Source organism: Gulosibacter sediminis (assembly GCF_014904065.1).
Taxonomy (GTDB): Bacteria; Actinomycetota; Actinomycetes; order Actinomycetales; family Microbacteriaceae; genus Gulosibacter; species Gulosibacter sediminis.
This window is the reverse complement of record NZ_JACXJG010000017.1, coordinates 12,110-32,006: the sequence shown is the minus strand read 5'-3', so window position 1 is coordinate 32,006 and position 19,897 is coordinate 12,110. Positions and strand designations below refer to the sequence as shown.

The 19,897-nt window shown below is 69.1% G+C and carries 18 protein-coding genes and 3 pseudogenes; 10 read left to right on the top strand and 11 right to left on the bottom strand.

Annotated elements, in window-relative coordinates; genetic code table 11:
* Entirely contained in the window at nucleotides 1-1,509 is a 1,509-nt protein-coding gene (gatB, locus tag ID132_RS08805) for an Asp-tRNA(Asn)/Glu-tRNA(Gln) amidotransferase subunit GatB (protein WP_125107943.1), read from the top strand.
* A 48-nt stretch (nucleotides 1,510-1,557) separates the two neighbouring features.
* Here gatB and ID132_RS08800 read toward each other — a convergent pair whose 3' ends face one another.
* The gene (locus ID132_RS08800) at nucleotides 1,558-1,905 is read right to left on the bottom strand and encodes a hypothetical protein (RefSeq protein WP_193128384.1); all 348 of its coding nucleotides are present in this window, start codon (nucleotides 1,903-1,905) and stop codon (nucleotides 1,558-1,560) included.
* Nucleotides 1,906-2,083: 178 nt separating this feature from the next.
* Here ID132_RS08800 and ID132_RS08795 point away from each other — a divergent pair, with 178 nt between their 5' ends.
* The 3 genes from ID132_RS08795 (at nucleotide 2,084) to ID132_RS08785 (ending at nucleotide 3,075) form a co-directional block, all read left to right on the top strand.
* The gene (locus tag ID132_RS08795; protein WP_125107945.1) at nucleotides 2,084-2,353 is read left to right on the top strand and encodes a VOC family protein; all 270 of its coding nucleotides are present in this window, start codon (nucleotides 2,084-2,086) and stop codon (nucleotides 2,351-2,353) included.
* Between the two features lie 99 nt (nucleotides 2,354-2,452).
* The gene (locus ID132_RS08790; protein WP_125107946.1) at nucleotides 2,453-2,722 is read left to right on the top strand and encodes a hypothetical protein; all 270 of its coding nucleotides are present in this window, start codon (nucleotides 2,453-2,455) and stop codon (nucleotides 2,720-2,722) included.
* The gene (locus tag ID132_RS08785) at nucleotides 2,719-3,075 is read left to right on the top strand and encodes a type II toxin-antitoxin system RelE/ParE family toxin (protein ID WP_125107947.1); all 357 of its coding nucleotides are present in this window, start codon (nucleotides 2,719-2,721) and stop codon (nucleotides 3,073-3,075) included. The genes ID132_RS08790 and ID132_RS08785 overlap by 4 nt, the downstream gene beginning before the upstream one ends.
* An 85-nt stretch (nucleotides 3,076-3,160) precedes the next feature.
* On the opposite strand, the gene ID132_RS08780 is transcribed toward ID132_RS08785, so the two are convergent.
* A complete protein-coding gene (locus ID132_RS08780; protein WP_193128383.1) occupies nucleotides 3,161-3,910 on the bottom strand; it encodes an MBL fold metallo-hydrolase in 750 nt (249 codons plus the stop codon).
* A 34-nt stretch (nucleotides 3,911-3,944) separates the two neighbouring features.
* Between ID132_RS08780 and ID132_RS08775 the strand changes: the two genes are divergently transcribed.
* The 3 genes and pseudogenes from ID132_RS08775 to ID132_RS14870 form a co-directional block, all read left to right on the top strand.
* Nucleotides 3,945-4,607 (top strand): NUDIX domain-containing protein, encoded by a 663-nt coding sequence (locus tag ID132_RS08775; protein WP_193128382.1) that lies wholly within the window; start codon nucleotides 3,945-3,947, stop codon nucleotides 4,605-4,607.
* 30 nt (nucleotides 4,608-4,637) lie between these two features.
* Nucleotides 4,638-5,066, top strand: a pseudogene (locus tag ID132_RS14875) (M20/M25/M40 family metallo-hydrolase); the annotation flags it as partial.
* Between the two features lie 389 nt (nucleotides 5,067-5,455).
* Nucleotides 5,456-5,608 (top strand): annotated as a pseudogene (locus ID132_RS14870) (peptidase dimerization domain-containing protein); the annotation flags it as partial.
* Nucleotides 5,609-5,787: 179 nt separating this feature from the next.
* On the opposite strand, the gene ID132_RS14435 reads toward ID132_RS14870, so the two are convergent.
* Nucleotides 5,788-5,919, bottom strand: coding sequence for a hypothetical protein (locus ID132_RS14435; RefSeq protein WP_268898516.1), 132 nt, complete (start codon nucleotides 5,917-5,919; stop codon nucleotides 5,788-5,790).
* Between the two features lie 56 nt (nucleotides 5,920-5,975).
* On the opposite strand from ID132_RS14435, the gene ID132_RS08765 reads away from it, so the two are divergent.
* Nucleotides 5,976-7,439 (top strand): MFS transporter, encoded by a 1,464-nt coding sequence (locus ID132_RS08765; protein ID WP_193128381.1) that lies wholly within the window; start codon nucleotides 5,976-5,978, stop codon nucleotides 7,437-7,439.
* On the opposite strand, the gene ID132_RS08760 is transcribed toward ID132_RS08765, so the two are convergent.
* The 4 genes from ID132_RS08760 to ID132_RS08745 form a co-directional block, all read right to left on the bottom strand.
* Nucleotides 7,423-8,292 carry an acyl-CoA thioesterase gene (locus ID132_RS08760; protein ID WP_413229364.1) on the bottom strand — a complete coding sequence of 290 codons (870 nt, stop codon included), beginning with the start codon at nucleotides 8,290-8,292 and terminating at the stop codon, nucleotides 7,423-7,425. The genes ID132_RS08765 and ID132_RS08760 overlap by 17 nt on opposite strands.
* A 120-nt stretch (nucleotides 8,293-8,412) precedes the next feature.
* On the bottom strand, nucleotides 8,413-9,423 hold the full coding sequence (locus tag ID132_RS08755; protein WP_193128380.1) for an agmatine deiminase family protein: 1,011 nt from the start codon (nucleotides 9,421-9,423) through the stop codon (nucleotides 8,413-8,415).
* A 45-nt stretch (nucleotides 9,424-9,468) separates the two neighbouring features.
* Nucleotides 9,469-10,440, bottom strand: coding sequence for a LacI family DNA-binding transcriptional regulator (locus ID132_RS08750; protein ID WP_193128379.1), 972 nt, complete (start codon nucleotides 10,438-10,440; stop codon nucleotides 9,469-9,471).
* Entirely contained in the window at nucleotides 10,437-12,161 is a 1,725-nt protein-coding gene (locus tag ID132_RS08745; RefSeq protein ID WP_193128378.1) for a long-chain-fatty-acid--CoA ligase, read from the bottom strand. Before ID132_RS08745 ends, ID132_RS08750 begins: the two co-directional genes overlap by 4 nt.
* Nucleotides 12,162-12,190: 29 nt before the next feature.
* Between ID132_RS08745 and dinB the strand changes: the two genes are divergently transcribed.
* A complete protein-coding gene (gene dinB / locus ID132_RS08740; protein WP_235988432.1) occupies nucleotides 12,191-13,411 on the top strand; it encodes a DNA polymerase IV in 1,221 nt (406 codons plus the stop codon).
* A gap of 61 nt (nucleotides 13,412-13,472) precedes the next feature.
* Here the strand turns inward: dinB and ID132_RS08735 are convergent, their stop codons facing one another.
* Nucleotides 13,473-14,327 carry a 3-hydroxyacyl-CoA dehydrogenase gene (locus ID132_RS08735; RefSeq protein WP_193128377.1) on the bottom strand — a complete coding sequence of 285 codons (855 nt, stop codon included), beginning with the start codon at nucleotides 14,325-14,327 and terminating at the stop codon, nucleotides 13,473-13,475.
* Nucleotides 14,324-14,956, bottom strand: coding sequence for a TetR/AcrR family transcriptional regulator (locus ID132_RS08730; RefSeq protein ID WP_193128376.1), 633 nt, complete (start codon nucleotides 14,954-14,956; stop codon nucleotides 14,324-14,326). Before ID132_RS08730 ends, ID132_RS08735 begins: the two co-directional genes overlap by 4 nt.
* Before the next feature lie 145 nt (nucleotides 14,957-15,101).
* On the opposite strand from ID132_RS08730, the gene ID132_RS08725 reads away from it, so the two are divergent.
* Entirely contained in the window at nucleotides 15,102-15,743 is a 642-nt protein-coding gene (locus ID132_RS08725) for a Type 1 glutamine amidotransferase-like domain-containing protein (RefSeq protein WP_125107958.1), read from the top strand.
* 7 nt (nucleotides 15,744-15,750) lie between these two features.
* Here the strand turns inward: ID132_RS08725 and treZ are convergent.
* Nucleotides 15,751-17,500: pseudogene (gene treZ, locus ID132_RS08720) on the bottom strand (malto-oligosyltrehalose trehalohydrolase).
* 44 nt (nucleotides 17,501-17,544) lie between these two features.
* The gene (treY, locus tag ID132_RS08715) at nucleotides 17,545-19,887 is read right to left on the bottom strand and encodes a malto-oligosyltrehalose synthase (RefSeq protein ID WP_125107960.1); all 2,343 of its coding nucleotides are present in this window, start codon (nucleotides 19,885-19,887) and stop codon (nucleotides 17,545-17,547) included.
* Nucleotides 19,888-19,897 lie beyond the last annotated feature (10 nt).

Here is a 19,897-nt window from a genome sequence, read left to right as displayed (position 1 = left end):
ATGGCGAAGCCGGAACTCATGGACTTCGATGCCGCGCTCGAGAAGTACGAGCCCGTCATCGGCCTCGAGGTGCACGTCGAGCTTTCGACGAAGACGAAGATGTTCTCGCCCACACCGAACCCCTCGGGCGACGAACACGACGCCGAGCCGAACACGCAGATCGGCCCCGTCGACCTCGGTCTGCCGGGCACGCTGCCCGTCGTGAACGAGGAGGCGGTGCGCTACTCGATTCAGCTCGGGCTCGCGCTCGGCTGCTCGATCGCCGAGGAGTCGTCGTTCGCGCGCAAGAACTACTACTACCCCGACAGCCCCCGCAACTACCAGATCTCGCAGTACGACGACCCGATCGCGTTCGAGGGCGAGGTCGAGGTTGAGCTCGAGGACGGCACGGTGTTCCAGGTGCCGATCGAGCGCGCGCACATGGAGGATGACGCGGGCAAGCTCACGCACATGGGCTCGACCGGGCGCATCCAGGGCGCGAGCTCGTCGCTCGTCGACTACAACCGCGCGGGTGTGCCGCTCGTCGAGATCGTCACGAAGCCGATCTTCGGCGGTGAGGCACGCACCCCCGAGCTTGCGGCGGCGTATGTGTCGACGATTCGCGACATCGCCCGTTCGCTCGGCGTCTCGTACGCTCGCATGGAGCGCGGCAACCTGCGCTGCGACGCGAACGTGTCGCTGCGCCCCCGCGGCGCGGAAAAGCTCGGCACGCGCACCGAGACGAAGAACATCAACTCGTTCCGCTCGATCGAGCGCGCCGTGCGCTACGAGATCCAGCGCCAGGCCGCGCTGCTCGAGAAGGGCACCGCGATTACGCAGGAGACGCGGCACTGGCACGAAGACACCGGCCGCACCTCGTCGGGGCGCCCGAAGTCCGACGCCGATGACTACCGCTACTTCCCCGAGCCCGACCTCATGCCGCTTCGCCCGAGCCGCGAGCTCGTCGAGCAACTGCGCGCGGCTCTGCCCGAGCAGCCGGTGCTGCGCCGCCGGCGCCTGCGCGGCGAGTGGGAGTTTAGCGGTCAGGTGTTCCAGGACATCGTCAACGGTGGCCTGCTCGACGCGGTCGACGAGACGGTCAAGGCCGGTGCGGCCCCGCAGGGCGCCCGCAAGTGGTGGCTCGGCGAGCTGAGCCGCCTCGCGAACGAGCAGGGCGTGCACCCGACCGCCCTCGCGACGCCGCAGCAGGTTGCCGAGCTCGAGGCACTCATCGCCGACGGCACCGTCAACGACAAGCTCGCGCGCCAGGTGCTCGAGGGCGTGCTCGCGGGCGAGGGTTCGCCGCGCGAGGTCGTGGATGCGCGCGGGCTCGCCGTGGTCTCGGACGACGGCGCGCTCATCGCGGCCATCGACAAGGCGCTCGCGGCACAGCCCGACGTGCTCGCGAAGATCCAGGACGGCAAGGTGCAGGCCGCCGGCGCCGTCATCGGCGCGGTCATGAAGGCCATGGGTGGCCAGGCCGACGCGAAGCGCGTGCGCGAGCTCATTCTCGAGCGCGCCCAGGCGTAGCGACACGAACGAAGTGGGCGGTGGGCAATGTGCCCACCGCCCACTTCGTTATTGCCCCCGTTCGAGCCGACGCGCGATGTGCCGTTTGTGCCATCGACGGAGCAGCCACACGAGCAGCACCCCGCACACCAGGATGACTGCCACAGTGATCGTGAGCGTATAGCCCGGCGGAACTGCAATTGGCGGGCTCGCGTCATTGGGCAAGTAGATGCAGGTCTGCCCCAGCGGCCACCAGCTGGCTTCGTAGGTCCCGAACGAGACGCCGATCGGGATCTGCAATTCGCAGCCATTCGCGTCCAGTCGCGAGCCGAACCACCACGCCGTGAGCAGCAGAAAGCAGGTCAGTGCGACAGCAAAAGCGATGCTGGTTCGGTAGAGAAATGTGTGCAGGCGCATTCACTCAGTCTGCGCGCGCACGGCCGTCGTACCAATAGCCCGATCGGGCCATGGCCGACACTTATCCGGGTCGCTGGCCCGTTGCCTTTCATTTATTAGCACTGTCGAACCCCAAATGCCGTGTCTCGGACGGACCCGCGCCAGCAGTCGTCGACTGTGGACTGAGAGAATTGCTGGCGTGACCAATTCTGACCCCACGCTCGTGCCTGAGCTGCTCGTGACCCACACCCCTACGAGCCTCGAGTTGTGGTGCGGCCTGTGTGGCTTCACCATCGACTATCAACGCCAGGACGAAGGATTCGCCTACATCTCCCGCGGCAGTGCGCATGTGGTGCTCGAACAGCAAGGAGTAAGCCGGAACTGGATCACCGCACCGCTGGAGCGTTCCTTGGGGCAAGCGACTCATCGTCCAGTCAGAGGCCACGCAGTGATTCGCGGAACATACTGACAGCGCGACTGCGTGCAGTAAGTGGCGTCGGAGCGGTCAGCGCCGTGAGTTTGACGGCGTCATCTGCCGGCATTGAACGAGCCGTCGTAGAATGCCTTCATGAAATCGACTCTGACCGAAGTGCTCGATGCAGCGCGTGCGCTGCCGCGCGCCGAGCGAGCCGAGATCGCGCAGGAGCTGATCGCTTCGCTCGCAACCACGAACGAGCACGACGAGGCGCGTTACGCCGAACTCAAGGCGGCCGTGCAAGTCGGAGTCGACCAGATCGACCGGGGCGAAAGCATCCGCATCCCCGCAAGTGAGCTTCAGGAGTATCTGCAAGGGCTAAGCCGCGAGGCGACCGAGCGCGGTGCGCGAAAGCCGGCGTGACGTACGCAGTTGACCTCACGCCTGCGGCTCGCGCTGACATCGTTGATGCGCTGGGATGGTCATTGGAGAACTTCGGTGCGGCCGTTCGCGACGGATACGAAGCTCTGGTCTTCGCAACGTTGGGCGTCATTAGTGTGGATCCGAGGTTTCCTGGCTCGCATGATCGTTCCGACCTCGCTGACGGGTTCCGCACGCTGCATCTGAGAGCTTGCCGTGACCAGGTGAGCCCTGCTGTGCGACGTATCTCGCACCCTCGGCACTTCGTGGTCTATCGACAAGTTGCCGACGCCATCGAAGTCGCTCGTCTGCTGCACGACGCGATGGATATTCAGGCTTGGCGCATCACAAAATAGGCTCAGGGAAAAGTCACCCCAAATCACCTCGGCAGCAAGCAACAAGTGGCAGGTCAACCCGAAAGCGCGGGCTACGGTTTTCGCTCTAAGCCCCCGCGAGGTAGTCGAGCTGGGCCGCGACCGACAACCGGGCGGCACCAGCCGCCGCAACGCCCGGGTAGATGAGCTCGACGAGGCGGTCGATGAGCCCCTCGTCGACGCGGGGTGCCTCGCCGAGCTGCGCGAGCGCATCCTGAATCTGCTTGAGTCGGCTGAGGCGGTGCTCGCGCAGCTCGCGCACGGCCTCGTCGCCCGCCTTGATCTCGTCGCCGTGGCCGGGCAGGATGCGGCTGGCGCCGAGCTTCTCGAGCTGGTCGAGCGAAGCGAGGTAGTCGCGCAGCGTGCCGTCGGGGTATTCGAGCACGGTGGTCGATCCGCCGAGCACGGTGTCGCCCGTGAGCACGGCGTGGGCCTCGGGCACGAGCACGCTCATCGAGTCGCTCGTGTGGCCCGGGGTGGCGAGGATGCGCAGGCTCGTGTCGCCGAGCGCGATCGCTTCGCCGTTGTGGAGCGGCTCGGCGCCCCGGCACCACTCGCGCGAGATGGCGCGGGCGGATGCGCCGGTGCGCGCCACGAGCTCGTCGACCGCGGCCGTGTGGTCGCTGTGGCGGTGGGTGGAGAGCACGAGCACGATCTGCTCGGCGGTCGCGACGATCGCATCGAGGTGCTCGGCCTCGAGCGGGCCCGGGTCGACGACGCAGCTCACCTCGCCGCTCGTGATGACGTACGTGTTCGTTCCGGTCAGGGTCATCGGTGACGGGTTGTTCGCCCGCACCTGCGCGATGTCGACAGCCATACCGCCAGCGTATCGCCCGCGATATGGTGCACAGGTGACCACACCCGCATCGCCCGAAACCACCGAACGCCTTGCCGCCACCGTGCTCCTGCTGCGCGACGGCGACGAGGGCATCGAGGTGCTCATGCTGCAGCGCCCGTCGCGTGGCTCGTTTGCGAGCGCCTGGGTGTACCCGGGCGGCAAGGTCGACCCCGAAGACGGCGACCCGGCCGACGAGGAGGCCGCGGCGCGCGTCGCGGCCGCCCGCGAGGTGCAGGAGGAGACCGAGCTCGTGGTCGACCCGGCGAGCCTCACGCCGCTCGCGATCTTCAGCCCGCCGCACGACGTCACGCCGCGATTTCGCACCTGGTTCTTCGTCGCCCCGGCGTTCTCCGGCACCCCGGTGCCCGCCGAGGCCGAGGCGGTGGCGCTCGAGTGGGTGCGCCCGCAGCAGATGCTCGACGCGCACGCGAACGACGCCCTCACGCTGATCGTGCCGACCTGGGTCATGCTCGACAAGCTCACGAAATATGCCGACGTCGCCGAGGCCCTCGCCGACCTGCGCTCGGGCGGCTTCGAGGAACTCCCGACCCGGGCGCGCGACGGCGGCATCATCTGCTGGCCGGGCGACGCGATCTACGACGACCCCGAGGCCCTCGGTGAGGCCCGCCACCGCGTCGAGACGGCCACGAAACCCTGGCGTTACCTCCGAGGCTAATCGCCGCCCAGACCGCACTACGCTGAGCACATGAGCCAAGCAGAGTCGCCTCGGCCCGGCATCGCCGAACGCCTCTCGCGCATGATTCAAGTGCCAACCGTGTCGGCCGAACTCGACGCGCGCGGGCGCGAGCCGTTCGAGGCATTCGTCGACCTCCTCGCCGAGCTGTACCCGCGCATCCACGCCTCGCTCGAGCTCGAGCGCATCACCGACTTCGGGCTGCTCTATCGCTGGCCGGGCGCGACGCCGACGGCCGACCCGGTCGTGCTCATGGCGCACTACGACGTCGTGCCGGTCGACGAGTCCGACCCCTGGACCCACCCGCCCTTCGAGGGCCGCATCGAGGGCGGCAGCGTCTACGGCCGCGGCGCGCTCGACGACAAGGGCCCGCTCGTCGTGCTGCTCGACGCCGTCGAGAACCTGCTCGCCGCCGAGTTCGTGCCCGCGCGCGATGTCTACCTCTCGTTCGGCGGCAATGAGGAGACCTTCGGCGCCGCGGCGCAGGCGATCGTCGTGGTGTTTCGCGAGCGCGGGCTGACTCCGTGGCTCGTGCTCGACGAGGGCGGCGCGGTCACCGACGCGCCGCTGCCGTTCGTGCGGGGCCTCGCCGCGATGGTCGGGGTCGGCGAAAAGGGCGTCGCGACGGTGCGGCTCACGGCCCGCAGCCACGGCGGCCATGCCTCGACCCCGCCGCCGCTCACCGCGGTCGGCCGCGTCTCGCGCGCGGTCTCGCGGCTCACACCCACGACGTTCACGGCGCGCGTGCCGGCGGCGATTACCCGGATGCTCGGGCTCTTCACCACGCGCAGCACCGGCGTCGGCCGGCTGCTCTATCGGATGCTCGCGGCATGGCCCTGGCTCAACGCGCTCGTGTTCGCACGGCTCGGCGNGAGGCGGCCGCGCTCGTGCGCACGACCGTCGCGCCCACGAAGATCACCGGGGGCACGGCCCACAACGTGTTGCCCTCGCAGGCCGAGGCCGTCATCAACCTGCGCCTCGCGCTCGGCGAGACCGTCGCCGGCACGGTGCGGCGACTGCAGCGCCGCATCGCCGACCGCAGCGTCGCGGTCGACGTGCTCGAGGGCAGCGACGCGTCGCCCGAGTCGCCGAGCGACGGCCCGCAGTTCGCGCTCATCGCCGACGCGGTGCGCGTCTCGCATCCAGCCGCGATCACGGTGCCCTATGTGACGATGGCCGCGACCGACTCGCGGTACTTCCACCAGATCTGCCCCGCGACGTATCGCTTCGCGCCGCTGCTCATGAACGCCGAGCAGCGCGCCTCGATCCACGACGTCGACGAGCGCGTCGACATCGCCGAGCTCGAACGCGGCGAGCGGTTCCACCGCACCTCATCGAAGGAATCCGCGCGTGAGTGCCCGGCGCCGGCGGGCATCCCTCGGCCCGCTCGCGGGCATCGTCGGCCTGCTCGCGTTCGTCGAGTTCACGAGCGGCGTGCTGCAGGGGTACTACACCCCAATGCTCACCGACATCGCGCGGCACCTCGACGTGCACGACGCCGATGTCAACTGGCTCGAGGGCACGCAGCTCATGCTCAGCGCGCTCGTCGTGCCGGCATTCGCGAAGCTCGGCGACATGTTCGGGCACAAGCGCATGTTGCTCTGGTCGACCGCGATCACGGCGATCGCGTCGCTCGCGCTGCCGTTCTCGAACTCGTTCGGGCTCTTCCTCGCTGCCTGGGCGCTGCAGGGCGTCTACGTCGTGTGGCTGCCGCTCGAGGTCGCGATCATCTGGTCGCGCACCCGCGGCCGCGACGACGCCTCGCCGCTCACGGCCCGCGCCGCCGGCATCCTCGTCGCCACCCTCGAGGCGGGCGCGATCACGGGTGCGATGCTGGGCGGCCAGCTCGTCGACACGCTGCCGCTCTGGGTCGTGCTGCTCGTGCCGGCGCTGCTCGTCGTCGCGTGCTTCTTCGTGATCCGCTTCGGCGTGCGCGAGTCCGACCTGCTCACCGGCGGCAAGCTCGACCTCGTGGGGCTCGTGCTCGTGTCGCTCGCGCTCATCGCGTTCACGGGCGGCCTGAGCCTCCTCCGCCTCGGCGGCGTCGGCAGCCCCATCGCCTGGGTCGCGATCGCGGCGGGCCTGCTGCTCCTCGTGCCGTTCGTGCGGTACGAACTGCGCCACCCCGACCCGCTCATCGACGTGCGGATGTTCCGCTCGCCCGCGCTGGCGCCCGTGTTTCTCACGGCGGGCCTCTTCGGTGTGAGCGTGCTCGGGGCCCAGGCGCCGCTGTCAACGTTCGCGCGCACCGACCCCGCGCTCTACGGCTACGGCCTCGGCACGACGGGCTTCCGCACCTCGCTCATCATCGGCCTCTACCTCATCGCGATGATCGTCGGCGCGCTGCTCTTCTCGCGGGTTTCGAAGTGGATCACGCCGCGCCTCACGATCGTCGCCGCGGCCGTGTTCGTCGGCGTCGGCTACCTGCTGTTCCTGCCGTTCCACGACACGTACGCGCAGGTCATCCTGAACATGGTCGTCGCGGGCGTTGGCTCGGGTGCGCTCGTTGCGGCGCTGCCGGCCGCGGCCGCTGCCGCCGCGCCACCCACGCAGACGGGCGTCGCGACGGGCCTCACGAACTCGGTGAAGACCGTCGGCGGTGCGATCGCGTCGGCGACCTTCGGCATCGCGCTCATGCAGGGCGCCGCCGGCGCCACGGCGACCGTCGATGCGACCGCCGGCTCGCTCGCCGGCTACTTCACGGTGTGGCTCGTCTGCGGCGTGACGGCCCTCATCGCGGCCGTGCTGCTGCTGTTCGTGCCGAAGGCGGCGTTCACCGACGCGGCGGCGCCGGCGCCTACGCCTCGGGCTTGAGGCGAATCATCGCCTCCTGCGTCACGCTCGCGACGAGCAGGCCCTCGCGGGTATAGAACTCGCCGTGCGTGAGCGCGCGGCCACCGTGCGCGTTCGTCGAGTGCAGCACGAGCAGCAGCCACTCGTCGGCGCGCGCGTAGCGGTGCCACCACACGCTGTGGTCGAGGCTCGCGACGCGCAGGCGCGGCTCGGTCCACGCGAGGCCGTGGCGGCGCAGGACGGGGTCGAGCATGAGGTAGTCGCTCGCGTAGGCGAGGGATGCGCGGTGCACGACCTCGTCGTCGGGCAGCTGGTCGACGGCGCGAATCCACACGGCCTGCTCGGCGACGCGGCCGGTGGCGGGCTGGAGGAAGATCGGCTCGTCGGCGTAGCGCAGCTCGAACGGGCGCCGGTTGATCCAGTAGTTCGCGAGCGCCTCGCCGGCCACCGCGACCTGGGCGGCCGCGCTCGGCAGTTGCTCGGGGCCGGGAATGCCGTGCGGCATCTCGGCGTAGTGGTCGAGCCCTTCGGAATCGACCTGGAAGCTCGCGATCATCGACCAGATCGGCTCGCCGTACTGGAACGCTTGCACGAGGCGCGTCGAGAACGAGTTGCCGTCGTGGCTGCGCTCGACCGAGAAGGTGATCGGCTCGTTCACGTTGCCCGGGCGCAGAAAGTTACCGCGCATCGAGTGGATGTGCCGGTCGTCGGCGACGGTGCGGGTCGCAGCGACGAGTGACTGCGCCGCGACCTGCCCGCCGAAGATGCGCCCGTGGGGCATCCACTGGCTCTGCCCCGTGAAGATGTCGCGCGAGGTGCGCGCGCCGGTCTCTGAGAGCGCGAGGGTGTTGAGGAACGATTCGAGCGGCGGCACCTTCTCGAGCTCGGTGAGGTCGACGGTGTCGCCCGGCGCCAGGATCGCGCCGCTCGGGCGATTTCTACTTGCCGCGAGCGGCGAGACCGGGTGCTGTGGTGATTCGTTCACACGGTCAGCTTAGCGAGCGGGCTGCTGCTGGGTGATGCAGTGCACGCCGCCGCCGCGCGCGAAGATGGGGCGCGCATCCACCGGCACGATCTCGCGGCCGGGGTAGGCCTCGGCGAGCACCTCGAACGCCTCGGTGTCGTTCGCGTCGTTGAAGGCGCAGGCGATGACCGCGTCGTTCGCGACGAGGTGATTGATGTAGCTGTAGTCGACCCAGCCCTCGGCGTCGCGGAGCTCCGTCGGCGCGGGCACGCGCAGGATTTCGCGGGGCGTGTCGGTCGCGTCGAAGGCGTCGGTGAGGGCCTCGATCACCTGCTGCGTCACGGCGAAGTCGGGATGCGTTTCGTCGCGCTGGTCGTGCACGAGCACGCGGCCGTCGGGCGTGTAGCTCGCGACGATGTCGACGTGGCCGCGCGTGCCGAACTCTTCGGAGTCGCGGGTGAGGCCGCGGGGGAGCCAGACGGTCGACGTCGTGCCGAGCTTGTCGGCGAGTTCCTGCTCAACCTTTGCGGTGTTCCAGTTCGGGTTGCGGCCCGGGTCGAGCTGCACGGTGCGGGTCACCATGACCTGGCCCGCGCCGTCAACATGGATGCCGCCGCCCTCGTTGACGAGGGGCGAGTCAACGACGCGCACTCCCGCGAGCTCGGCGACGCGGCGGCCGATGTGCTGGTCCTTGTCCCAGTTTGCCCACGACTGGGCGCCCCAGCCGTTAAACACCCAGTTGACCGCGACGAGCTCGTCACCGTCGAAGGCGAAGGTCGGCCCGATGTCGCGCATCCACGCGTCGTTGAGCTCGGCCTCCTCGATGTGCACGCGGCTCGAGAGGGCGCGCTTCGCGGCCCCGAGTTCGGAGCGGGGTACGAGAATCGTCACCGGCTCGAAGTCCACGGTGGCGTTCGCGACCGACGCCCAGGTGGCGCGCGCCTCGTCGGCGTCGGCTTCGGAGCTACCGAAGAGGTAGCCGGGGCCGGGCCAGGCCATCCAGGTGCGCTCGTGGCGCTCCCATTCCGCGGGCATCTTCATTGTTGCTAGTCCTTTCGGGCGGGTACGGTCGCCAGCTTAATCGATTTAGTTGGTTGCCGCGCGAGGTCGAAATTCGACGTCGAGTTGCTGCTCGCGCGGCACGGCAGCGCCCTCGAGCAGATCGAGCAGAAGCTGGCCGCACCGCGCGCCGAACTCGCTCGGTCGCAGGTCGATCGCGGTGACGGGCGGGTCGAGCAAGCGGTCGGATTGCGAGTCGGTGTACGACGCGAGCCGAACATCCTCGGGGATGCGCTGCCCGCGCGAGCGCAGCACGCCGGCGACGCTCGTGGCCGTGCCGTCGGGCACGGCGACGATCGCGTCAACGCCGGCCGGCAGCGTCGCGCAGGCGGCCTGGATCTCTTCGGTCTCGGGCGAGAACGACACCGGCGCCTCGTGCACCTCGACGGTCGACTCGGCGGCGAAGCGGCGCGCGGCGCGGGCCACCTCGATGCCCCAGGCGGTGTCCTCGGGCGGCAGCAGCACGCCGATCGAGGTCGATCCGCGCTGCTCGAGGTGGCGCAGCAGGCCGGTCATCTCGCGCTCGTGGTCGACGAAGACGATGCCGTCGGGCTGCGGCTGGCCCTCGGGCACGTGCTCGCCCGTGACGATCTCGCGGCCGGCGCCGAGCACGGCGCGGGCGAGCGGGTCGGTCGTGCGCACATCCACCGTGACGATGCCGTCGACGTGCGCGAGAAATGGGCGCGGGTCGCCGTGCTGCGGCAAAATCAGGGCGGCCACGCCGCGCTCGCCGGCCGCGTTGCTCACGCCCACCGCGAAGTCGGCGTAGTACCACTGCAGCGTCGTGCCCTGGGGGAGGTAGATGCCGATCGTGTCAGTGCGGCGGCGGCGCAGGTTGCGGGCGCTCACGTTGACGACGTAGCCGAGCGTGCCGGCGGCGTCGAGCACGGTGTCTCGGGTCGATGGGCTCACGCCCGGCAGGCCGCGCAGGGCAAGCGACGCAGCAGCGGTCGACACTCCGGCGCGCGCCGCGACGTCGCGCAGAGTGGGTCGACTCACTTGGCAGCCTTGGGGGCGCTGAGCTGCTCGCGCACCTTCTTCCGCAATACCTTGCCGAGCAGCGACTTCGGCAGTTCATCGACGACGGTGTAGCTGCGAGGCACCTTGAACTCGGCGAGGTGCTCGTGCGCGTAGGCGCGGGTCGCCTTCTCGTCGAAGGTCGCCCCCTCGTTGAGCACGATCGCCGCGGTCACCGACTCGGCGCCCGACGAACCCCGCTGGATGCCGACGACGGCGGCCTCGGCGATGCCCGGCACCTGCACCAGCACCTGCTCGACCTCGCTCGGGGCAACGTTGTAGCCGCCCGTGATGATGAGCTCCTTCGCGCGGTCGACGACGGTGATGAAGCCGTCGGCGTCCTGGGTCACGAGGTCGCCGGTGCGCAGCCAGCGGCCGGGCAGCAGCACCTTGTCGGTCTCCTCCTGGTTGTTCCAGTAGCCCTGGAAAACCTGGGGGCCGTGCACGATGAGTTCGCCGACCTCGCCGAGGGGAACATCCTCATCGGGGTTGTCGGGGTTCACGACGCGAATCGTCGTGGAGGCGTGAGGCAGGCCGATCGTGCCGATCTTGCGTGTTGGGCCGAACGGGTTCGAGAACACGATGGGGGAGGCCTCAGTGAGGCCGTAGCCCTCGTTGAGCCCGCCGCCCGCGACGGCCTCCCAGCGCTCGACCACGGCATCGGTCAGCGTCATGGCGCCGCTCATGGCGTAGCGCACGTTCGAGAGATCGAGGCGACCCTCCCGGGCGATGCGCGCGAGGCGATCGAACATCGGCGGTACGCCCGGGTAGAAGGTGGCGGGGTGCACCTTCGACGCGTCGACGATGAGGTCGGGGTCGAAGGAGGGGAACAGGGTGACGCGCGAGGCGGTCACGACGCCGTAGATCGTGCCGAGGAGGTTGCCGAACGAGTGGAACATCGGCAGGAAGGCGTAGATCGTCTCCTCGCCCATCGTGAACTCGGGCATCCACGCCTGACCCTGGCGGCCGTTCGCGAGGAGGTTCGCGTGTGAGAGCATCGCGCCCTTCGGGGTGCCGGTCGTGCCCGAGGTGTACGCGAGCATGGCGATGTCGTCGGGGCCGGGCTTTGGCACCTCGTCGCCGATCGGCACCTGGTGCAGGATCTTCTCGAACGGCACGGTGCCGGGCGCCTTGCCGGTGAGCTTGTCGCGCGACTCGCGGGCCTTCTTCACCGGCAGCTTGAGCAGCAGCTGCATCTTCGTCGGCATCATCTTCGTCATGTTCACCGAGATCACCCGGCGCACGTCGACCTCGCCGGCGAGCGACTGCACGACCGGCGCGAGCTTGTCCCACGCGATCGTGAACACCGCGCCGTGGTCTTGGTACTGGGTGCGTAGCTCGCTGCGGGTGTAGAGCGGATTGTGCTCGACGACGACCGCGCCGAGGCGGAGCGTCGCGTAGTAGGCGATGACGTGCTGCGGGCAGTTCGGCAGCACGATTGCGACGCGGTCGCCGCGCTTCACGCCGATGCGACGCAGGCCGTTCGCGAAGCGCACGACGTGGTCGTGCAACTGCGCGAAGGTCAGCTCGGCACCGAAGAATTCGATCGCGGGTCGGTCGGCGAACCTGCGGGCCCGGTCGGCCAGCTCGTCGTAGAGGGAGGTCGTAACCGGCTCAATATCGCGGGGAACCCCCGGGGCGTAGTTCTTGGTCCACACGCGATTCGCGTTGAACTCGGCAACGTTGACTGCGGCATCGCTCATATGGCCAGTTTATTGACCAGAATGGAAGCATGTCTCGGAAACAGCTCGGCATGCGCGAAGTGGGTGATGCGTACGACGACGGCAGCGCCACAATTCTGCACGTCGACATGGACGCGTTTTTCGTTGCCGTCGAGGTGCGTGACCGCCCCGAGCTGCGCGGCGAGCTCGTCATCGTGGGCGGCGCGGGCGGCCGCGGCGTCGTCTCGTCGGCGAGCTACGAGGCCCGAGCGCTCGGCGTGCACGCCGCAATGCCGATGGCGCGGGCGCTCCAGCTGGCGCCCGGGGCCACCGTGATCTCGGGTCACATGCACAAGTACCGCGAGGCGTCTCACTCAGTCATGGCGATTTTCCGCGAGTTCACACCGCTCGTCGAGCCACTCTCGATCGATGAGGCGTTTCTCGACGTGTCGGGCTCGGTGCGGCTGTTCGGCTCGCCCTCGGAAATCGCCCGGCGCATCCGCCGCGAGGTGCACGCGCGCACCGGCCTGACCTGCTCGGTCGGCGTCGCGTCGACGAAGTTCGTGGCGAAGCTCGCGAGCGGCAAGTGCAAGCCCGACGGGCTGCTCGTGATTCCCGAATCCGAGACGATCCCGTTTCTGCACGCCCTGCCGGTGGGCGCCCTCTGGGGCGTCGGCGAGACGACCGAGACGAAGCTGCGCGGCCGGGGCATCCACACGGTGTTTGAGCTCGCCCACACGCCACCCGCGGCGCTCGAGCGCATCGTCGGTAAATCGATGGGCTCGCACCTCGCAAACCTTGCGTGGGGGCGCGACTCGCGTCCTGTCGAGGTGACGCGACGCGAGAAGTCGGTGTCGCACGAGCAGACGTTTGAAGACGACGTGACCTCGCACGCGGATCTGCAGCGTGAGGTGCGGGCGCAGGCGGATGCGGTCGCCGCGCGCCTGCGCCGGGCCGGCCTCGCGGCGGCGACCGTCGCGGTGAAGCTGCGCTGGTCAAACTTTGCGACGGTGTCGCGGCAGGCGCGCCTCGAGCGGCCCTCCGACACGGGCCTCACGCTGTATCGCGCGGCCGCGCAGCTCGTGGACGAGCTGCATGCCGAGGGCCGCCCGGTGCGGCTCATTGGTGTGCGNCGCGGCCGACCTCGTCGAGGCCGGGCAGGCAACGTCGCTGCTGCTCTGGGACGAGCAGCACGACGACGAGTGGTCGGCGGCCGAGCGGGTGGCGGATGCGGCGGTTGCGAAGTTCGGCAAGGCCGCGATCCGCCCCGCTTCGCTGCTCGGCCGGGGTGAGCGTCGTGACGGCGGCACGGGCCTCAGTGAGCGCCCGAACCGACCGTCGACCTAGGCGCGCTTACTTGTAGTTGTAGAAGCCCTCGCCGGTGGCGATGCCGAGCTTGCCCTTGTCGATGAATTCCTCCTTGAGGATCTTCGCGAACTTCTGCGACTCCTCGTCGCCCATGACCGACACGTTGTAGGCGGTCGTGAGGCCGACGATGTCGAGCATCTCCATCGGGCCGCGCGGTGCGCCGGTGCCGATGCGCCAGGTCTTGTCGATCGTCTCGGCGTCGGCGATGCCGTTCGCGTAGAGGTAGCCGGCGGCGTTGATCAGCGGCACGAACAGCGTGTTGAGCACGTAGCCCGGCTGCTCCTTCTTCACCTCGATCGGCACCATGCCCTGTTCCTTCGCGAACTCGACCACGGTCTTATACACCTCGGGGTCGGTGTCGGCGGTGCCCATGACCTCGGCGGTGTTCTGTGCCCAGATCTGGTTCGCGTAGTGGAGCGCGAGGAACTTGTTCGGACGGCCGGTCGCGTCCTTGAAGCTCGAGGGCAGTAGGGTCGACGAGTTCGTGGCGAAGATCGTTTTCTCGGGGGCGAATGCGCCGACCTTCTCCCACGTCGAAGTCTTGATCTCGGGGCTCTCGGGCACGGCCTCGATGATGAGGTCGGCGTCGGCAACCGCGGCGGAGAGGTCGCTCGTCGCGGTGAGACGCTCGAGCGCGGCCGCAGACTTGCCGTCCTTTGCGCCCTCAACCTCGGCGTCGTAGCGCTGGGCGAGGCCCGCGAAGCGCTCCTTCGCCGCGGCGACGGCGTCGTCGTTGATGTCCCATGCGGTGACGGTGAAGCCGGCGTAGGCGGTCTGGTACGCGATCTGCGAACCGAGCACGCCCGAGCCGAGCACGGTGACGTTCTTGATGTCAGTCATTGCTTTCCTTCTTTCTTTCCTGTGACCGTGGCGAGATAGCCCCGAACGATCAGCTGGGTTTGGCCACGGAAGTGTGTCGTGAGTTCGTCGGGGGAGCGCCCGTCGCGGTCGGCGAGCACGACCTGCAGGTGCAGCGACGCGTAGATCGCCTCGGCCGCCAGATGCGCCGCCTCGGTCGAATCGGGTCGTCCGGCGACCTCCAGCAGGAGGTCGCCGATCGCGTCGATGAGTCGCTCGACGATGGCGACCGCCTCGGCGCAGTGCTCCTCGTGAGGGTCGCCGTCGAGTGCGGCGCGCTGATACGCGACGAGGTTCTCGAGCTGCGTGCGGTCGTCGATGAACGGCGCCACGAGCGCGATGATGCGGTCGGTCGGGGTGCCGTGCCCCGCATCCGCGTATTTGGCAAGCCGTGCGCTCAGCGTGGCGTTGCCGACCATGAGCATGAGCGCGGGCTTCGAAGACGCGTAGCGAAACAGCGTGCCGTGCGAAAGGTCGGCGGCCTCGGCAATGGCGCTCGTGGTCGTCGCGGCGTAGCCGTGCTTGGCGAACAGACGGCCGGCCTCGGCGAGAATGCGGGTGCGCTTCTCGCGTTTGTTGCGCTCGCGGGGCCCCTGCGGTGCTTCCGTCATCCGGCTCACCTTCTCCACTCAGTCCAAAACCCCGACCTGACTTTTTAATGAGCATACTCATTGTTGAAGACAGGTCAAGGCAGCGTCGTCATGACAACGTCCAGGGTATCGGTCGGGGCACACCCGACTTCGGTACTCTGTGCGCATGAAGTTGCTGCTGCTGTCCATGCAGGCCGGCGCCCTGTGGGGCTTCCTGCGCAACCACCTCGAGCACCCCGGCAAGGCACGAATCGGCTTCGTCCACGACGCGATTGGGCGCGTGCCCGAACACGACACGATGCAGGCGTGGCTCTATGAAGAGCGGCAGCGCGTCGTCGACCTCGTCGAGACCGTTGACGACCTCTTCCTCGCCGAGATGACGCCCGACGAGGTGGCCGAGGCCCTCGACCGCATCGACGCGCTCTACGTGCGCGGCGGCAACACCTTCCTGCTCCGCGAGGCGATGCGCATCTCGGGCGCCGACAGGCTCATCGTCGAGCGGGTCAAGGCGGGCCTGCCTTACATCGGCCTGAGTGCCGGCTCGATCGTCGCGGGCCCGAGCCTCGAGCCCGCCGTGCCGATGGACGACCCCGACGAGGCGCCCAACCTGCCGAGCTACCGGGGCCTGGGCCTCATCGATTCGGTCATCGTGCCGCACGCCGACGGCCAGTTGCCGCCGTACCCGCCCGAGCTGATCTCGAGCATCCTCACCACCTACGGCGATCGCTATCAGCTACAGCCGGTCGAAGACGACCAGGCCTACGTCGTCGACGACCGCGGCGAACGCCTCATCTCCTCCGCCGACTAGCGCCGCGCTACTCGAGCTGCGGGGCGAACACCGCGGCCGTGTGCGGTGGCAAGAACGCGTGCGTACCGTCGACCGTGACGCGTTCGTCGGTCGCGAACACGATCTCGGGCAGCTCTTCATACGAGGTCCACGCGATGTCGACGTCGAGTTCGAGCCCGCGCGCCGCATCCGAGAAGTTGCAGACCACCTCAAGGTCGCCGCGCCAGAACGTGAAGACGCCGAGCTCGGCGTCGGCCTTCGCCGACACGTCCCGTAGCCACGGCCGCGTGAGCTGTGGACGGCTGCGGCGCAACGCGATGAGCCGGCGGTAGACATCGAGCAGCCACTGCCGCTCGGGGCTGTCGAGCTCCATCCACTCGAGGCGGGATGCGCGGAACGTGTCGGGGTCCTGCGGGTCGGGCACCTGCGACTCGTCCCAGCCCATGCGCGAGAACTCGCTGATGCGGCCGCGGCTNGACCGCCTCGGCGAGCTCGGGTTCGGGGTGCGACGAGAAGTACTGGAACGGCGTCGTCGCGCCCCACTCCTCGCCCATGAACAGCATCGGTGTGAACGGCGAGCACATCATCAGCGTCGCGCCCACCGCGAGCTGCCCGACGCTCACGGTTTCGCTGAGCCGGTCGCCGCGGGCCCGGTTGCCGATCTGGTCGTGGTTCTGCGTCGACACGACGAGGCGCCACGCGTTCGTCGCGGGCGCGAGCGGCCGCCCGTGGTGTCGGCGGCGGAAGGTCGACATCGCGCCGTTGTGGAAGAAGCCCTGCGTAAACACCTTCTCGAGCGCGCCGAGGCCGTGGCCGGGCGTGCTCGCGAAGTCCTCGTAGTAGCCGTCCGACTCGCTCGAGAGCGAGACGTGCGCGGCGTGGTGGAAGTCATCCGACCACTGGCCGGTGAGCGCGTAGCCACCGGCCGCGCGCGGCGAGATGAGCCGCGGCGCGTTCATGTCGGACTCGGCGATGAGTGTCAGCGGGCGGCCGAGGAATGCCGAGCACGCCTCGACCTCGTTCGCGAGCTCCTCGAGGATGTGCGTTGCGCGGGTGTCGATGAGCGCGTGCACCGCGTCGAGTCGCAGACCATCGACGTGAAAGTCGGTGAGCCACATCAGCGCGTTGTCGATGATGTACTGGCGCACCTCGTCGGAGTCGAAGTCATCGAGGTTGATCGCGTCGCCCCAGTCGGTCTGGTGACGCGACGAGACGTACGGACCGAACTTGCCGAGGTAGTTGCCGGATGGGCCGAGATGGTTGTAGACGACGTCCTGAATCACGCCGAGGCCGCGCTCGTGGCAGGCGTCGACGAAGCGCTGGTAGGCGCCGGGCCCACCGTAGGCCTCGTGTACCGCGTACCAGTAGACGCCGTCGTAGCCCCAGCCGGCGTCGCCGTTGAAGGCGTTGACCGGCATGGGCTCGACGAAATCGACGCCGAGGTTGACGAGGTGGTCGAGTCGCTCGATCGCGGCGTCGAGCGTGCCGTCGGGAGTGAACGTGCCGACGTGGAGCTCGTAGATCACGCTGCCCGCGAGCTGGCGGCCACGCCACTGCTCGTCCTGCCATTCGTAGGCGTCAGGGTCGAAGGTGCGCGAGGGACCGTGCACACCAGCCGGCTGCCGGCCCGAGCGCGGGTCGGGCGTCACCGCATCCTCATCGTCGATGAGGTAGCCGTAGTCGACCTCGCTCGGCAGCTCGGGCAGGCCCTCGGGCCGCCACCAGCCGCCGCGCTCCTGGCGCATCTCGTAGGTGTCGGCCTCGATGCGCACGCGCATGCGCTGCGCCCTCGGTGCCCACACATCGAATCGGCTGTCGCGCACTAGTCCTCCTCGTAATCGCTGCGGGCGAGCATCGCCACGGGCAGGTGCTCGAGCAAGTGCGCGACGGCGACCTCGCCCGAGTAGGCGGTACCGTTCACCTGGTCGACCCAGCGGCCCTCGGGCAGTTCGAGATGGGTGTCGTGCCAGCCGCCGCCAAGTTCGAGGTCGATCGGCAGCCGCGTGGCGAGCACCACGACGCCGCCGCGGTCGACGGCGATGAGGTGGTCGGCCGAGGCACCGCTGGCGTGCAGTGGCCGATACTCGGCGAACCGCTCGCGCAAGCCCTTGCGCAGGCGCAGGCCGATCACCGTGAGCAGCAGCTTCACGCTGCCGGTCGGGTCAGTCTCATCGAATGCCGGGCGAGCGCCGCGCAGAATCGCGCCCAACGCCGTTGTCTGCTCGACCCACGGCACCGGCCGCCGGTTGTCGGGGTCGACGAGCGAGTGCTGCCAGAGCTCGGTGCCCTGGTAGACATCGGGCACACCGGGGCCGAGCAGTTGCAGCGCCTTCATCGAGAGCGAGTTTGACCAGCCAGGTCGCCGCAGCTCCTCCGTGAGGTTCGCGACGATCGCGCGGGCGGCCGGATGGTCAAAGGCCGCGTCGACGGCTGCGCGCAGCTCATCCTCGTACTCGGCATTGACCTCGGTCCAGGTCGTGAAATCGCCGGCCTCGCGCGCCGCCTTCTCGGCGTAGGCGTAGAGGCGCTCGCGGCTGGCGGGCCAGACGCCGATGATCGCCTGCCAGAGCAGGTTGCCGAAGGCCGGGTTCGAGAGCGGTGCGATTTCGAGCAGCTGCTCGAGCGAGTCGCGCCAGAGCTCCGGGCGCTCGCTCAGCGCATCGAGCCTGGCCCGCACATCCTCACTGCGCTTCGTGTCGTGCGTCGTCAGCGCGGTCTGCGCGTGCGGCCAGCGCTCCTGGCGCTCGGCCTGCAGCTCGTGGAACCGCTCGGGCGGGTACGCGAAGATCGACGGGTCACCGCCAACCTCGTTCAGCGAGGTGAGGCGCGAGTAGCGATAGAACGAGCGGTCCTCGACCGCCTTCGCCATGACCATGCCGCTCGTCTGCTGAAAGCGCAGGGCGCCGGGGTTCGCCGGGTCGCGCAGCTTGCCGAGCACGCGCTCGATTTCCTCGCCGAGGTCGCTACGCCAGTCGGCCGCATCCCGTGCCGCCTGCTCGAGATACTCGAGCCCCTCGGGCAGATACGTGCGGTACACCGGGAAGCAGGCGGCGATCTCGCTGATCGCGTCGACGGTGACGTTGTCGGGCTCGGCGACGCCGTCGAGGTCGCGCGCGACGCGGCGCATCTCGGCGTGCAGCTGGCCGTCCGTGACGAAGCGCTTCGAGCTGTGCACGAGCGTTGGCCAGTCATCGACGTCCTCGTGCGAGAGCGCGGCGGCCTGCTCGTCGAGATCGTCGCGGCCCTTGTCGTCAATGAGCACACGCTCGAACTCGCCGAGCGCGTCGTAGCCGGTCGTGCCGTCGATCGGCCACGGCTGCAGCTGCTCGCCGGGCTCGAGGATCTTTTCGACCGAGAGGTAGACGTTCGCGTGCTCGCGCAGCCGCTGCAGGTAGCCGCGCGGGTCGCGCAGGCCATCGACGTGGTCGATGCGCAGGCCATCGACGAGGCCCTCGCGCACCCACGAGAGGATCTCGGCGTGGGCCGCGTCCCACACCTCCGGCTCCTCGACCCGCACCCCCGCGAGCTCGGTGACGGTGAAGAAGCGGCGGTAGTTGAGCGACCAGTCGCCGCGGCGCCAGTGCACGAGCGCGTAGTGCTGGGCGTCGTGCACGGCGCGCACACCGAGCGAGTCGTCGTCGGCGCTGCCCGGGGCGAGCGGATACTCGTGGTCGTAGTAGCGCAGCACCCCTGCCTCGCGGTCGATGGTCATGCCATTGATCGGCGCGCCGGGCTCGGTCGGCATGTCGGCGTCNCCGATCACGGGCAGCAGCAGCTTGCCGTCGCCCGCCGGCCAATCGATGTCGAAGAAGTGCGCGAACCGCGAGGCCTCACCGTGTTGCAGCACATCCCACCACCACGGGTTTTGCCGCGGCACTGCGACGCCCACGTGGTTTGGCACGATGTCGACGAGGATGCCGAGGCCGGCCTCGTGCGCGGCCGAGGCAAGGCGCACGAGGGCCTCGCGGCCGCCACGGGCCTCGTCGACTCGACTCGGGTCAACCACGTCATACCCGTGCGTCGACCCCTGGGTCGACTGCAGGATGGGGGAGAGATAGAGCCAATCCACGCCGAGATCGACAAAGTAGGGCACAAGACGGGCGGCATCGTCGAGGGTGAACTCCGAAGAGAGCTGGAGTCGGTAGGTGCTCGCCGGGGTGCGCATGCGATTCCTT

Bases quoted from the DNA above. Each gene is read 5' to 3' on its own strand.
- gatB (WP_125107943.1), top strand. From the start codon at position 1: ATGGCGAAGCCGGAACTCATGGACTTCGATGCCGCGCTCGAGAAGTAC.
- ID132_RS08800 (WP_193128384.1), bottom strand. From the start codon at position 1,905: ATGCGCCTGCACACATTTCTCTACCGAACCAGCATCGCTTTTGCTGTC.
- ID132_RS08790 (WP_125107946.1), top strand. From the start codon at position 2,453: ATGAAATCGACTCTGACCGAAGTGCTCGATGCAGCGCGTGCGCTGCCG.
- ID132_RS08780 (WP_193128383.1), bottom strand. From the start codon at position 3,910: ATGGCTGTCGACATCGCGCAGGTGCGGGCGAACAACCCGTCACCGATG.
- ID132_RS14435 (WP_268898516.1), bottom strand. From the start codon at position 5,919: ATGTCGACGCGCTCGTCGACGTCGTGGATCGAGGCGCGCTGCTCGGCG.
- ID132_RS08755 (WP_193128380.1), bottom strand. From the start codon at position 9,423: ATGAAGATGCCCGCGGAATGGGAGCGCCACGAGCGCACCTGGATGGCC.
- ID132_RS08745 (WP_193128378.1), bottom strand. From the start codon at position 12,161: ATGAGCGATGCCGCAGTCAACGTTGCCGAGTTCAACGCGAATCGCGTG.
- ID132_RS08735 (WP_193128377.1), bottom strand. From the start codon at position 14,327: ATGACTGACATCAAGAACGTCACCGTGCTCGGCTCGGGCGTGCTCGGT.
- ID132_RS08730 (WP_193128376.1), bottom strand. From the start codon at position 14,956: ATGACGGAAGCACCGCAGGGGCCCCGCGAGCGCAACAAACGCGAGAAG.
- ID132_RS08725 (WP_125107958.1), top strand. From the start codon at position 15,102: ATGAAGTTGCTGCTGCTGTCCATGCAGGCCGGCGCCCTGTGGGGCTTC.